The sequence below is a fragment of the Intrasporangium sp. genome, assembly GCF_030452765.1.
Lineage (GTDB): Bacteria > Actinomycetota > Actinomycetes > Actinomycetales > Dermatophilaceae > Intrasporangium_A.
In genome coordinates this window covers 1-13,962 of sequence record NZ_JAKDLO010000125.1, presented here as the reverse complement: position 1 = coordinate 13,962, position 13,962 = coordinate 1, and the positions used below count along the sequence as shown (strand labels likewise).

The 13,962-nt window shown below is 68.1% G+C and carries 11 protein-coding genes and 2 pseudogenes; 3 read left to right on the top strand and 10 right to left on the bottom strand.

The window, feature by feature from the left end; all coding sequences use genetic code 11:
• Window positions 1–51 precede the first annotated feature (51 nt).
• On the bottom strand, window positions 52–564 hold the full coding sequence (locus L0H79_RS15070; RefSeq protein WP_301485451.1) for an IS3 family transposase: 513 nt from the start codon (window positions 562–564) through the stop codon (window positions 52–54).
• The gene (locus L0H79_RS15065) at window positions 561–857 is read right to left on the bottom strand and encodes a transposase (protein WP_301485450.1); all 297 of its coding nucleotides are present in this window, start codon (window positions 855–857) and stop codon (window positions 561–563) included. Before L0H79_RS15065 ends, L0H79_RS15070 begins: the two co-directional genes overlap by 4 nt.
• Here L0H79_RS15065 and L0H79_RS15060 point away from each other — a divergent pair.
• Entirely contained in the window at window positions 857–2,266 is a 1,410-nt protein-coding gene (locus tag L0H79_RS15060; protein WP_301485449.1) for a hypothetical protein, read from the top strand. The two genes, L0H79_RS15065 and L0H79_RS15060, sit on opposite strands and share 1 nt — an antisense overlap.
• Here the strand turns inward: L0H79_RS15060 and L0H79_RS15055 are convergent.
• The 4 genes and pseudogenes from L0H79_RS15055 to L0H79_RS15040 form a co-directional block, all read right to left on the bottom strand.
• On the bottom strand, window positions 2,252–3,238 hold the full coding sequence (locus L0H79_RS15055) for a hypothetical protein (RefSeq protein WP_301485448.1): 987 nt from the start codon (window positions 3,236–3,238) through the stop codon (window positions 2,252–2,254). The genes L0H79_RS15060 and L0H79_RS15055 overlap by 15 nt on opposite strands.
• A 509-nt stretch (window positions 3,239–3,747) precedes the next feature.
• The gene (locus L0H79_RS15050) at window positions 3,748–3,966 is read right to left on the bottom strand and encodes a hypothetical protein (protein WP_301485447.1); all 219 of its coding nucleotides are present in this window, start codon (window positions 3,964–3,966) and stop codon (window positions 3,748–3,750) included.
• 202 nt (window positions 3,967–4,168) lie between these two features.
• The gene (locus L0H79_RS15045; protein ID WP_301485446.1) at window positions 4,169–5,458 is read right to left on the bottom strand and encodes a pentapeptide repeat-containing protein; all 1,290 of its coding nucleotides are present in this window, start codon (window positions 5,456–5,458) and stop codon (window positions 4,169–4,171) included.
• A 403-nt stretch (window positions 5,459–5,861) separates the two neighbouring features.
• Window positions 5,862–6,415: pseudogene (locus L0H79_RS15040) on the bottom strand (recombinase family protein).
• A gap of 225 nt (window positions 6,416–6,640) precedes the next feature.
• On the opposite strand from L0H79_RS15040, the gene L0H79_RS15035 reads away from it, so the two are divergent.
• The gene (locus L0H79_RS15035) at window positions 6,641–7,480 is read left to right on the top strand and encodes a hypothetical protein (RefSeq protein WP_301485444.1); all 840 of its coding nucleotides are present in this window, start codon (window positions 6,641–6,643) and stop codon (window positions 7,478–7,480) included.
• Window positions 7,481–7,706: 226 nt separating this feature from the next.
• Complete coding sequence (locus L0H79_RS15030; protein ID WP_301485443.1) at window positions 7,707–10,820, top strand: N-6 DNA methylase; 3,114 nt, start codon at window positions 7,707–7,709, stop codon at window positions 10,818–10,820.
• A 146-nt stretch (window positions 10,821–10,966) separates the two neighbouring features.
• Here the strand turns inward: L0H79_RS15030 and L0H79_RS15025 are convergent, their stop codons facing one another.
• The 4 genes and pseudogenes from L0H79_RS15025 to L0H79_RS15015 all read right to left on the bottom strand — a co-directional run.
• Window positions 10,967–11,554, bottom strand: coding sequence for an ATP-binding protein (locus L0H79_RS15025; protein ID WP_301485442.1), 588 nt, complete (start codon window positions 11,552–11,554; stop codon window positions 10,967–10,969).
• A 113-nt stretch (window positions 11,555–11,667) separates the two neighbouring features.
• Window positions 11,668–11,889, bottom strand: a pseudogene (locus tag L0H79_RS22255) (DUF6431 domain-containing protein); the annotation flags it as partial.
• A 191-nt stretch (window positions 11,890–12,080) separates the two neighbouring features.
• Window positions 12,081–12,398, bottom strand: a complete 318-nt coding sequence (locus L0H79_RS15020; protein WP_301485441.1) for a hypothetical protein — start codon at window positions 12,396–12,398, stop codon at window positions 12,081–12,083.
• Between the two features lie 266 nt (window positions 12,399–12,664).
• Window positions 12,665–13,962: hypothetical protein (locus L0H79_RS15015; RefSeq protein WP_301485440.1), on the bottom strand; the 1,298-nt coding region annotated here is incomplete at its 5' end.

Genomic DNA, 13,962 nt, shown 5'->3' with positions numbered 1-13,962 from the left:
GGCCCTCCGGCCGCGCCAAACCGCAGGACCGGTCACGCAGGGGCTGAATGTTTACCCGACGATGGCTCGCGAGCAGCAGTCGATGACCAGCGCCACGTACAGCCAGCCCTGCCAGGTCGGTACGTACGTGATGTCTCCCACGAGCTTGGCCCCTGGTGTCTCGGCGCTGAAGTCGCGTTCGATCAGGTCCGGGATCTGCGCATGCCGGCCGTCCTGGCGGGTGGTGCCCTTGCGCGAGCGGCGCGGCTGGCAGGCCACCAGGCCCAGCTCACGCATCAGGTCGCGCACCGTCTCCGGGTCGCACAGGTGCCCGCTGCGGGCCAGCACCGCGTGCACCCGCCGGTACCCGTAGGTGCCATCGTGCGCCTCGAACACGTAGGCGATGATCGCGGCCAGCCGCGCCCGGCGCTGAGCGGTCAGCGACGGGCCACGGGTGCACCAGTCGTAGAACCCGGAGGTCGAGACCGCCAGCCAGGCGCACATCTGCTTGACCTGATACCGAGGCGTTCCATCGGCGTTGGTGGTGGCCCTCTCCGCGGAGATGAACGAATACTTCTCGCTCACCGGTACTCCTTCGCGAAGAAGGCCGCGGCTTTTCCCAGGAACTCACGCTCCAGTTTCAGCTCACGAAGCTCCCGCTCGACCTCGGCCAGGCGGGCGCGTTCCGAGATCGTCAACGGCTCCTCTTCCTGCGGGTTCGCCTCCCGGTACTTCTTGACCCACACCCGCAGCGTCTCGGTGCCGACACCATTCTCCCTCGCCACCTGTGAGACCGTCTTCGTCGCCTCCTGGTCCAGAAATGCTCGGACCATCTGCTCCTTGAATTCCGGACTGAACCGGACACGCTTGCTACTCATTGCGAATTCTCCCTTCCTGTCAGGATCGATCCTATTGGACACCGAATCCGGAGGAAAAAGGGCACCTCAGCCCGATCATCGGCTGGGGGGCTGCGGCCGCGTTCGTCGCGTTTCTGACGAGTGAGGGTCTGCCGGTCCTGAAGGAGAGGGCTAAAGCGCAGGACGAGGTCGACACGACCGTCCGCAATACCACGGCCGGTGCGCTTGATGACGGTCGCTCACTCGCAACCAGCGGAAGCGTGGCTGACCTCGGGAAGCTCGGGGTCCACCCCGCGACCCGACAGGTGCCTTACCAGCCGCGGGATATCGAGTCCGAGGCACAACAGGTTTTGGCCGATGGCCATGCGCTACTCGTTCTCGGCGAGTCGATGGCCGGCAAGTCGCGGATGTGCGCACACATCATCCAAGGCGCGTATCCCAACCATCGGCTGATGAACCCGCTGCCGGAGAAGCTGCCGGAACTGCTCGCCGCCACCCGGATCGAGGGTGTGGTGGTCTGGCTTGACGACCTGGAGCGGTACCTGAACGTAGCGGGGCTGCGCCCGGACTGGGTCGACGTGCTGCTGGATGGCCAGAACATCGTGGTGGCCACCATGCGCTCGAGGGCCCACGACGCGTTCATGCCAACGGGCGAGGTGCGCCACCCGCAGCTGCCGGCCCTACGCCGGTTCCAAGCAAAACGTCTGAAGGACACAGCGGACGAGACGGCCCGCCTCGCTGCCGCCATGCCCGACCCCGCTGCCGCAGCGGGTGTCGCCCGCTACGGACTCGGAGCGTACATCGGTGGCGGCCCGTACGCCGTTGAACGCTTTGAGGACGCCCGGACCAGTCACCCGCTGGGGCAGGCGATGGTGCGGGCTGCGGTCGACTGGCGACGGATCGGGCTGGAGGCCATCTCCACGACGACGCTGGCGAAACTCGCGCCCGCCTACCTCAATAGCCGTCACCATGACGGGTCGGAAAGTACCAGGGACGCCCTGAATTGGGCCCGAGCTCGGGTGTTCGAGGTCGTGCAGCTTCTCGAATCGGGTGCCGAGCCGGACTCGGTTCGAGCTACGGACTATATGCTTGACCACCTCAGTGCAGAGAAGGAGCCGATCCCTGACCTGGTGTGGGAGACGGCGACCGGCACTCCGCTGCCCGCTGCGGATGCGTTGACGCTCGCAATGGGCGCGTACCGGGCGAACCGCCCGCAGATCGCCGCCGCGCTCTGGAAACGAGTTGCTGGCTCCGGCCACGCCGACCAGGCGCCGGTGGCGGCGTTCAACCTCGGGGTCCTCGAGCAGGAGCAGGGCGAGGTGGCGGCGGCCCGAGCCGCCTACCAGCTGGCGATCGACTCCGGCCACGCCGACCAGGCGCCGCGAGCGGCGTTCAACCTCGGGATCCTCGACCGTTCACGGGCCGTTTAGTTTCTGGACCGGCCCGTTGACAGGCTGCCGCCGGCGAACCGACGCCGGCTCCTGATCGCCAGCCACGACACTCGAGACTCGCCGTCGGGCCGTGTCCTTCTTCCAACGGGACGATCCGACCCGACCCGCGATCGCGGCCCGGCACCGGGCCAGCGCGGCCGCCTTCGCACCATCGACCAGAGCAGCCTCGACCGGCTCGACGAGCCGGTCGTGCCGGCCCTGCTCAGCCATCCGCGCCGCGGCGCGCCGCTGGCTAGGGCTCGCGCCCGGCCGGCCTTCCTCGTCCCGCCAGAACCGCAGCCGGAACCTGACCCATGCCGCGACGAACCGCGGCATGGTCGTGAACGTCCACGCCCCGCCGGCCTCCGGCCGGGAATCCAGCGCGCGCAGCACGTCACGGCCCGTCCAGCCTGCGACAAACCACTCCCGAAGCACCGACGCCAGCGCCGGCGCGGAGCAGCCACGCAGACCGACGGCCTCGGCCTGAAGCCGGGCCGCGGCCGCGACCCGTTCAGCCTTCGTCACCGGCACCTCCGCGAGCGACCACCCTTGCTCGGCCGCCCGCCGCCGGCTCTCTGGGCAGGCGGTCGTTCCGTCATCGCGGTCTTCGGGGGCTTCGGGCATCGTCGTGGTGGTCGACGGTTCACGGGCAGGCAGGGCAAGGCCGTACTCGGCCCGCAGGTTCTCCATCCCGTCGCGGCCGACGACGATCGTGCCCGGCGCCGCCTCCCAGATCAGCGACCACTCGATCAGTCGAGCGATCGCGCGAGTGACCGTCGCCTGGTCGCACCGGCCGCGGCCGGTGGCCACCGCCACCGCGGCCGCGAGCTGGTCATGCCCGGGCCCGCTCGTCTCCGACCTGGGGTGCCACTTCGTGGCCAGCTCGTCGACCACCGCCCGCAACGTCGCCCGCAGGTCGCGGCGGCCGGCCAGCTCGTCAACGAGCAGCCGGGCGTGCGATCGCCACGACACCGCATCCCGCGGCGTCCCGAGACCCGCCGGCCTCGGGCTGTAGAACCTACTCGCCCGGGCCGGCTCTGGCCCGGGAGCCGGCCCGCCTGCGGTCGGTCGACGAGCGGCAGCGGGCGCCGTGGTGGCCCGCCGCACAGGCACGGTATTCACCTGTGGCTGTTCTCGTAGTGTCGGCACACGGCCGGCCACTCGTATGCGCCTGAGGTGATATCGCGCAGCAGCCTGTCAGTCACGACTACCCACGCGCCGCAGCTGCACCGGGTGATGTGATCAAGCGTCCAGGCCTGCCGTGACCGCAGGCCCCGATGTGGTCCGCTCGGACACGCACGTCCTGAATATGGATTCGTGGAGGACGGATCAGTTATGGTGGGCATGGCAAAGCGACCTCCCAACAGTGGTGCACTTGCTCGGCCCGAGTTCACGCTCGGGCCACAAACTTGAGATTCAGACGTTGGCCCTCGTTCCTGCGGGGGTCTTCGTCATGCTCCGGGCACTGCCCGGCGATGGGATCATGCGCTGATGTCGAGCCTTTCCTCTTGCTGGCGCCGTGGTCTGGGTCCGGTCTTGCGGCGCGGCCGCACAGCGCCGAAGACACGCACCTCGAGCAGCTCCTGAAGCGAGCCGTAGCCGCCCTCGTCGACTGCGCGTCGAAGCGACGCGTAGTCGTCCGCGCTCATGCGAAATGAGGTCGCGGTATCGCGGCTCCTGCCTCGCCGTTCCTCAGCCATGCTGCTGACGGTAATGGGTTGTACAACCCAGGGTTGGGACCTACGCGGCGTGTCGCGCGTTCTCTTCGGCCCCCCGCGCGCCAACCTTGACACGGAAGAGTCAAGGTGACGAGAACTGAGCCGCTGAAGGATTTGCCGCGGCTCTTCCCGGCCTTCAAGGTTCGAGCATCGTCCGCGGCGGCCTGGCGCTGGAGTGGCGAACTCAGTCTTCAGTCGGTCGTGGCTGCTCGTCTTCAAAGATGGCTTCATCTAGGGCCTCAGGCGTGGGTGGTCGCTGGCAAGCGTCGAACACCTCGCGACTCGGCAGTCGGGCGCGTCTCCACACTGATCGCTCGGTGAACGTCGCCTCGGTGAAGACGGCGGTCCCGGTGAACGCCGCTCCGGTGAAGACGGCGGTCCCGGTGAACGCCGCCTCGGTGAAGCCGGCGGTCCCGGTGAACGCCGCCTCGGTGAAGCCGGCGTACTCGGTGAACGCCGCTCCGGTCAAGTGGGCGTACTCGGTGAACGCCGCCCCGTCGAAGACGGCGGGCCCGGAGAACTTCGCCCCGTCGAAGACGGCGGGCCCGGAGAACTTCGCCTCGGTGAAGCCAGCGCGCCCGGAGAAGATCGCCTCGGTGAAGCCAGCGCGCCCGGAGAACCTCGCCCCGTCGAACAAGGTCGCGCCGCCGGAGAAGATCGCCCCGGTGAAGCCGGCGTCCCCGGAGAACCTCGCCCCGTCGAAGACGGCATACCCGGAGAACTTCGCCCCGTAGAAGACAGCGTCCCCGGTGAACGTCGCCTCGGTGAAGCCGGCGAACCCGGAGAACGTCGCCCCGCCGAAGTCGGCATGGCCTACGAAGTGGGTGTGCCTCATCGAGGACCCGACTCCGAGTCGTGCATGGGAGAAGTCGGCGTCGATGAGCGTGGCGCCGTCAAGGTCCAGGCGTAGTTCGGCCCACGAGACGGCCGGTTTGTCTCGGAGGTGGTCGGTGATGATCCGGGTCAGGGTGCGCCGGACTTCTCGTTCCCCGGGTAGCACGTTGTAGGCCCGCGTCTCGGTGTGCTGGCCGCCGTCGGTGATTGGGTGGGCTCGTTGGACCGTGACCGATGTTGGTTCGACGCTGGCGGGGTCATCGACTACCCACGGCAGACGCAGGTAGGCGCATAGGACGTCGACGCACTGCTGGCGTTGCTCGGGCCATTCGTCGGCGAGGTGGGCCATCGCGTAGGCGCCGGCCATGCGGACCGCGGCCTGCGGGTCGCCGAGCTGCTGGGCGGCGCCGGCATAGCGTGAGCGTTTGCCGGCGTCGTCGACCTCGAGGTGCTTCTGGCGACGGTAGGCCACCACCAGCGCGACGGCCGCGCCCATGCCGCCGGAGACGGCGAGGGAGACCTTGACCAGGTCCACGAAGACCGCCTGGGTCTCCCCGTCCGACACGATCAATCCCCACGGCCAGACGTGCAGCACTAGGTAGGTCAGCAGCGTAAGGGCCCCGATGAAGACCGCGGCCAACAGGAGGATCGTTAAGGCTGAGGCACGAAGGAGCCCTCGCGCCGTCATGTGCGCGCCCAGATTCGATGCCGCCACGCTCCGCGGACGATGGGTTGGTTAGTCACGCTTCAAACTTGACCTGAACGAGGGCGACATCTGACCAGACGTCAATGCCGCCATCAATCGAGCCTCCGGTGATCCGGGCGCCCGGGTGCCGCCACCGCCGCATCCAGGCGGCGGCGTTGTGTTCGGGTTCTTGCCAAGAGTCGATTTGCCTCACGGCAGGCTCCTCGCTCACGTTGACCCCCAATGTCGGCTTTCATGACGTTCGGGAACGGTACCGCCCGGTCGGGGACATCTGCTATAAGGACGGGACCGCCAAAGGGTTAGCGACGTCGGTCCCAGAGCGTTTGACGCCTCCGCGTCAGCGCTCGTGGGCAAGGAGCCGCACGACGGTTGCTTGCGAGACGCGTAGGTGGCCGGCGATTGCGCGGAGGCTCATGTCGGTGTCGCGTAGCTCGCGCGCGGTAGCGGCGCGCTCGGGCGTGACGAGCCGAGGCCGACCGACCTTCTTGCCGGATGCTTTGGCGGCCGCGAGCCCGGCCTTCGTGCGGTCAACAAGCACCTCATGCTCGAACTGAGCTACGGCGCCGAACACGTGGAACACGAGTCGCCCGCCAGGGGTGGTGGTGTCGATGGTCTCGGTCAGGCTCCGGAACTCGATCCCACGGTGGGCCAGCTGATTCACCTGCGCGATGAGGTCGGTCATCGACCGGCCGAGCCGGTCGAGGCGCCAGACGGTGAGCACGTCGCCCGCCTGCGCGTTGTCGAGGGCCTGGCGCAACTCTGGCCGGCTCATTGTGGCGCCGGTGGCGTGGTCGACGTAGACCCGCTCGGCTCCGGCAGCGCGCAGCGCGTCGAGTTGGAGTGCGGGGTTCTGCTCGTCGAGGGAGACGCGGCGTAGCCGATGATCGCCATAGCAGCAGCGAACCATGCCGGCGAGCATTGATTCGTCAGGCTGAGCGGTTCTGGACTCGGGTTTTGGAGCGGTTCTGCTCGGCGTGTCGCTGGTGCTCCTAAAGGGATCCCTTCTGGAGCACGCGCCGCATCAGCCAACCGAGCGATTCGCTGTGGATCAGGACATTGTTGGCCCATTGCGAGTCAGGCGTGACCAGCGTCAGTCGCAACACGCACGATGGGGTCATGGCCCTCCGATCCCCCATATACCTCGATGCTGAAACTCTCTTCGCTCAGGCCCAATACCACGACATCGAGGTTCCTCAGCAGGCTGACATCGTGGAGCGCACGCTTCGTAAGCGCACGGGAGGCGGCAGAGTGGCTTTCGCCGGCGTGGGAGTAGACGCATCCCGGGGCACAGACGTGGAGTTCCAATCCAGCTACACCCTCGAGCCGCGGCAGAAAGCTAGTGTGAGCAAGACCATCGATGCCCTTATCGCCGCCGGGGCGGTCCAGACCCAGGTCAGCGCCGACACGGTCCTGACCAAGGACGCCATGGTCGAGGTTGAGGGCATCACTCAGATGACCTCGGCCAGCCTCGTCGGCAAGCTCTTCTTCATGATGCGGCGTCTCCTAGCTGACGGTGACGGCAACCTCGACGAGGTGCTCGCGCTCCCAGCTGACGCGCCCCAGGTCCTCGAACAGATGAAGCGCATCTACCTGCAGAATGAACTACTACCGCTGCCAATCCTGTTGAAAATGAACGGAACTGGACTCGAAGTAGATGCCTACGTCAACGTTCGACCTGCCCACTTCATTGACTCGGCCTCGATCAACCGCATCGAGGGAGACGTCCGGGTCCTGGCAACCGTGACCCGGCTAGTAAGCGGCGGAAAAGACGGTTACTTCAGCACCGAAGAGTGGCTCCTCCATGACTGGGAGTACCTGCTGCGCCGCCTAGCTATGACACGCATGGACGAGCTCGAAGGGATATTCGACGGCCTCAACCTCGGCCTCCCCACCGCCGACGTCCACCAGTTCATCTCGGGTCCTGCCGTTGTCCTAGACGCGATCGCCGTGTACTGACGAGGTCGGGGCTTGGGTAGTAACGCTGAAGAATCGTGGCGCTAGCGATCGTCTACTGGTGAAAGGTGCAGATCTGCTCCGTTGGCGGGCCAGGACCGCAAAGTGGGTGAACTGCCCACCCACCGTCAGGCCGTGCGACCGTGGCTGAACAGGCAGCAGCACAGAAGACCAGCAGTGCCAGAGTGGCGGCCTAATGACGAGGCCCGAGACGCAAAGGGGTAGCAAGGTGGCAACGGTCGACGTGGTGGAGGTTCTTGACCGGGTTCGCCGAAGGGTTCCCGGCAGGCCGGAGGCCCAGCTGCAGGCGGAGATCTACCAGCTGCTGACGATGGGCGCACTCGACTTGGGCGAGGGAGACGTCGTCAAGCTTGAGGTGCAGACCGGTGACGGCACCCGCCGGCGGCTCGACGTTGAGGTCGGGAACTGCTGCATCGAGGTGAAGAAGGACCTCCGCGTTGGGAACGTGCTGAACGCCGCCCGGGAGCAGCTCGCAGGGTATGTGCAGCAGAAGGCTGAGAGTTTCGGTCGGCGGTACGTCGGGATGTTGACCGACGGAGCCACTTGGTATCTGTACCGCCTCGTCGATGGGACGCTGACGGAGGTTGCCTTCCTCGACGCGGGAAGATCTGACGCCGATACCGTGCTGATCTGGCTCGAATCGGTGCTGGCAACGGAAAGCCACATTCCGCCGACCCCGACCGCGATCAGAGAACGTCTGGGCGCTGAGTCACCGGGCCACAAACTTGACCACGCGACACTCGTGGACCTCTACGCCCGCAACAGCAGCGTCCCGGAGATCGCGGTCAAGCGAGACCTATGGTCCAAACTGCTGCGCACCGCGTTCGGGTCGGCGTTCGAGGATGACCCTGACCTGTTCGTCGACCACACCCTGCTGGTTCTGACCGCCGAGGCGATCGCGCACGCCGTCGTCGGGTTCGACCTTCTCGGCGACCAACTGACCGCCGCCGAGATCACCCGAGGAACACGATTCCGGGACGCGCAGATCTACGGCGTGGTCGAGGAAGACTTCTTCGACTGGGTACTCCAGGCCGACGGTGGAGAGGCGTTCGTCCTAGACCTCGTGCGGCGAGTAGCCCGCTTCGACTGGTCCACCACCATGCGACACGACGTCCTGAAGTCCCTCTACACCTCCGTCATCGCCCAACACGTCCGCGAGTCCCTCGGGGAGTACTACACCCCAGACTGGCTCGCGGAACGGATGGTGACCGATGTCTACACCGACCCACTCCACCAGCGCCTCCTCGAGCCCAGCGCAGGCTCAGGCACCTTCCTCATCCATGCCGTCGAGGCGCACCTCGCGGCGGCCGAAGCCAGCGGGATGACCGTCGGTGAATCGCTCAGCTCGCTCACCTCGCACGTGATCGGCATGGATATCCACCCGGTCGCGGTGGCGCTTGCCCGGGTGTCGTACCTGATCGCTATCGGCCAGCAACGACTCCAGGACGACACAAGAGGCCCCCTCACGGTCCCCGTTTACCTCGGCGACTCCATCCAATGGGAGCAGCACAGCGATCTGCTCGCTGGGATCAGCGACATCACCGTCTCAACCGAAGGTGATGACCTCGTCGAAGGCGGAGGAGCATTGTTCGGCGACGAGCTGCGATTCCCCCTCAGCGTCCTCGACGACGCCGCACGATTCGACCAGCTCGTCAGCGATATGGCGGACGCTGCGGTCGACCCCGGCAAGGACTCGCACAAACCAGCCACGGTGATGAACCCGATCCTCAAACGTGCCGGCGTGACGACTGAGCACGACCGCGACCTCCTGGTCGTCACGTTCGACACCATGCGCAGACTCCATCGGTCGGGACGTAACCACATCTGGGGTTACTACGTTCGCAACCTGATCCGACCTCTGTGGCTGACCCGGCCCGGGAACCGAGTCGACGTGCTGGTCGGTAACCCGCCCTGGCTGAGGTACTCCAAGATGACCCGTGCCATGCAAGAGCGGTACAAAGCCCTGGCGAAAGCACGGAACCTCCTCACCGGTGGTCTGGGAGCCTCCGCCCGCGACCTATCAACATTGTTCGTGGCACGCGCCGTCGAGCTGTACCTCAAGAACGATGCACGGTTCGCATTCGTCATGCCGCACGGTGTGCTGACCCGCCAACCGCACGCCGGGTTCCGCACCGGGGACTGGGCCTCGAGGGCCGTCTCTCTCGCGGTCACCTTCGACACCGCGTGGGATCTCGATGACATCGACACCGGTTTCCCCATGACCGCATGCGTGATCCGCGGCTCCCTCACGGCGGCTCCGCAAGCGCTCAGCACGTCGGTGACCGCATGGCACGGTCAGCTCGGTACCCGGGTCGACCGGCCATGGTTCGCGATCGAGAACCTCGTGACCACCACCATAGGGGCCGTCGCTGACACCAACGCGGCACCGGACGGTCACCTGTCGCCGTATCGCGCCAGGTTCCGACAAGGGGCGATCCTCGTGCCGCGCTACCTGCTCTTCGTCGATGAGCAGACCGACGCAGGCCCGCTCGGAGCCGGCGCCGGACGGACACGGACCGCGTCCGCCAGGTCGACACAAGAAAAGCCACCCTGGAAGCATCAACCGTCACTGACTGGGACCGTCGAGAACACGGTGATCCGTGACGTCTACCTCGGCGAGAACATCGCCCCCTACCGACCGCTGGCACCGAGACGCGCGGTCCTGCCCCTCACGGCCGACCGCATCATGACCCGAGGCGAGGTTGATGCGCTGCCCGGTGCAAGCAAATGGTGGGCAGACGTCGAGTCCGGGTGGGAACTGGGACGGAAGCCAACAGAGGAGCTCCCCCTTCTCGAACGGTTCGACTACCAGCGCCAGTTGTCCGCCCAGCTACCGATCGCTACCCACCGCGTGGTCTACAGCGCGTCTGGCAACTCGCTGGCAGCAGCGCGGCTCAGTGACAGCGGTGGAGTCATCGAGCACAAGCTCTACTGGGCGCCGGTGGGATCACCCGACGAGGGACGTTATCTCGAGGCCATCCTCAACAGCACGACCATGCTGGACCGGGTCCGGCCGCTGCAAGCAAAGGGGCTATTCGGGCCACGAGACTTCGACAAATACGTCTTCTACATCCCGTTCCCGACCTACGACGCATCATCACCTGAGCACGCGGCAATCGCTGGCCTCGCAGCACTGGCCGAACAAGCCGCAGACGCCGTAGATCTCAGCGGTGTCACCAAGTTCACCGACGCACGTGCCAAGATTCGGGCCGCCCTCGACGCCGCAGGCCTCACTGCTCAGATCGAAGCAGCCGTTGCGGCTGTGCTGCCACACGTCCCAAAAGAACGTCACCAAACGACCCACCGGCTGAGTGATCGTTAGGCCAAAACCTCACCGCCGCGGTTGATGTCAAGGGCCGTTGAGTTCTGCCCAGAGGCGGCCGTGAAACCTGCCCGGCGACGGTCACGAGAACTGCCCGGTGGTGGCCATGGGATCTGCCCAGCGCTGGCCACCACCGGCGGCGTTCCTCAGCTCAAGGGGCTCACCCCTTGACCAGCTAGGGCCTGGGACAGGCGCACACTCTCACCGGTGGTCTGGCACACGTGGGCGTGGTGTAGCAGCCGGTCGACGGTTGCTGTGGCCAGGGTCTTGGGCATCAGCTCATCGAAAGCGGCCGGGTGCAGGTTCGAGCTGAGCGCGATGGAGCGTTTCTCGTACGCGGCATCGACCAGGCGGTACAGGCCCTCGGCCGCGTCGGGCGCGACCGGGAGCAGGCCGATGTCATCGACCACGACGAGGTCGGCTCGCAGGATCCGGGCGATGGCCTTGGTCACGGTGTCATCGGCGCGGTGTCGGCGCAGCAGGACCCCGAGGTCCTCGAGGGTGAACCAGGCCACCTTCAAGCCGTGTTCGACGCCGTGCTGCCCGAGGGCCTCGAGCAGGAACGTCTTGCCGGTGCCAGATGGGCCGCACACGACCAGGTTCTCTCGTCGATGGACCCACTCCAGGGTGCGCAAGGCTTGTTGGGTCGGGGCCGGGATCGAGGACGCCTCGGGCCGCCATGCCTCGAATGTCTTGCCGGTCGGGAAGCCGGCGGCGGCTCGGCGGGTCGCCAACGCGGAGCGTGTCCGCGGGCCGGTGCAGGTCGGCGGCGATGCTGCGGTGGCTGGCGCCGGCGACCTTGGCGAGCAGGGCCGCGCCGATGACGTGGCTGGTGTCGGCTCGCCGGGGCAGGTACGCGGCGGGGCAGCAGCACGTGGGTGGCGCGGCAGCCGCGGCACCGGACCCGACGCAGCGTCAGCCCACGGGTGCCGTGCACGTCCCGCACGGACCGGGCGCGAGCGTACCCCCACGCGGCGAGGATGCCCCCGCAGGCGGGACACTCCGCGTCTCGCCCTGCCAGGGCGGTCGACGGCTCGCCGGTCAGGGCTGGGCGCAGGATCAAGACCATGTGTTCGGGTGCTCCTCATGCGTTGAGCCTGCCGGGCGCGCGGCTGCTCGGGAAGGGGGAGTTGGTGTTGCAGCCTGACCCCCACCGAAGGCTTGGGCGCAAGCCCCTCGGCCGTGACTGGTCGAGACACCGTTTGGGCTGGTCAGGACCCTGTCGCAGCCCGCGGCACAGACGGTGAGGATGACTCGTCCTCAGGTGTGGTGACGCCACGGCCCTTCGTGGTAGTCACCCAGCCCGTCGCTCAACAGCCCGGGCCCGGCGGCGTGATCCTCGTGAGCCGCGGTGCCCGCCTCGGCGTTCTCGCGGTTCTCGCGGTTCTCGCGGTTCTCGCGGTTCTCGCGGTTCTCGCGGTTCTCGCCGGTCTCGCTGAGGTCGTTCGGTGTGGTCGGGGGCGGCTGGTTCGCCGCGGCCGGGTCCGCCTGATCCGCCAGGTCCGTCTGGGCGTTCTGCATCTTGCCGGCTGGTGGCGGAGGGGCTGCCGTCTTGGCCGCCCTGCGCAGCGTGCGCACCTCGGTGGTGGTGATTCCGCACAGCAGCGCGACCCCGCCGAGGGGTTCCTTCAGCTCACACTGGCCCCGGAAAGGTCGGCGTGTAGGGCTGTGACCTTTCCGGGGCCCTGGGTGACGCATAGGTGCTCGCCGGCGTCGAGGGCGAGTCGGGTCCGCGTCTGGGGCGCATGCTGCCAGGGTCAACGCGGTGAGCACGGCCGCGGCGTGGGTCCTGGTCATGGGGCGCCTGGTGGGGTGCGCCGCGTCGCGCCCGGAGCCGGGCGTGTTCACGATGGTGGTGGCCCGTCGCGTTGGACGCCGCGGCCTGTCTCGGGGTCCCATTCGAGGCGGCGGCGGATGTCGACCCCGCGTCGGACCTCGAAATGCACAGTGTCTTTGCCGATGTGTTTGGAGCGCATCCTGCTCATCGTGTTCTTGGCGGCCTGCGCGCTGGCGTGGGTGCTCATCACGACCACGACCGCATCAAGATTGCCGGCATCGGCCTCATCGAGTTGCACGACGTGCCAGCGCGGGCGGGCACGACGCACGGGCTTAGCGGCGCGCTCATCCTCCCCCGCCGTTGCCGGTGTTGCTGGCGCGGCTGGCGATGTGCCGGGCCCGGCGAGCGGCGGGGCGGGCTCGGCGTGGGCTCGTGCGTGGGCCAGGTCGCGGCGCAGGGCCTCGATCTGGCTCTCGTAGGCGGCGTGTAGGTCGGCGGCGCGCTGCTGGCCGTGGGTCTTCTCATGCTCGGCGTCTCGGCGGGCGGCGTCGCGTTCAGCGGTGCGGCTCGCGAGCCGCGCGGCCAGGTCGGCGGTCTCGGCGCGGGCCTGCTCGAGCTGCTCGCGCAGGGCGCCGGTGGCGGTTTCGGCGCGTGCCGCGCGGGCGGTCTCGGTCTCGGCGCGCGCGATCGCGTCGCTGGCCTGCTGATCGGCCTTGGCGCCCGCGGCGATCGCCTCCTCCCGGCCCTGTTCGGCGGCGTCGGCTCGCGCGGTGTATGCCGCGACCTCGCACCCGAGCCGGGCCTGCTCCTCCTGTGCGTCGCGGCGGGCGCTCTCCGCGTCGGCGCGCACCCGATCCAGCTCGGCGGCCAGCGCCGCCCTGCCCGCCTCGGCCTCGGCGAGCCGCGCCCGGGCCGCGTCCATCTCGGCGCTGATGGCCTGGGCGGCCTGTGTGGCCTCGTCGGCGGCAGCGTCGGCCTCCGCGCGCTCGGCCTCGGCGCGGCGCGCCGCTTGTTCGGCCCGCGCGGCCCGCACGGTGGCCGCGGCGACCTTCTCCTCCGCCTCGCTGCTGACCGCCGCGATCTGTGCCTCGATAGCGCCCGGGTCCGCCAGGGTGCGCAGCTCCACCAGCAGCTCGTGCAGCTGCCGGGTCAGCGTCTCGGCCATCCCGGCCACCTGGGCGTGGATCTCACCGGCCCGGGCCCGGGCCGCGTCGACCGGACGCGCCGACTCCCCCGCCGGCCGGCGGTGCTCGCTCTCCCCCGCGGCGATCCGCTGCCGCGCCCGCCAGGCCGCCGCCCGATTATGCGCCGGCTCATCGCAGTACACCGGCGGGCGGCCCACGCCCGGCTCCGCGGGCATCGCCG

Bases quoted from the DNA above. Each gene is read 5' to 3' on its own strand.
- L0H79_RS15065 (WP_301485450.1), bottom strand. From the start codon at position 857: ATGAGTAGCAAGCGTGTCCGGTTCAGTCCGGAATTCAAGGAGCAGATG.
- L0H79_RS15050 (WP_301485447.1), bottom strand. From the start codon at position 3,966: ATGGCTGAGGAACGGCGAGGCAGGAGCCGCGATACCGCGACCTCATTT.
- L0H79_RS15035 (WP_301485444.1), top strand. From the start codon at position 6,641: ATGGCCCTCCGATCCCCCATATACCTCGATGCTGAAACTCTCTTCGCT.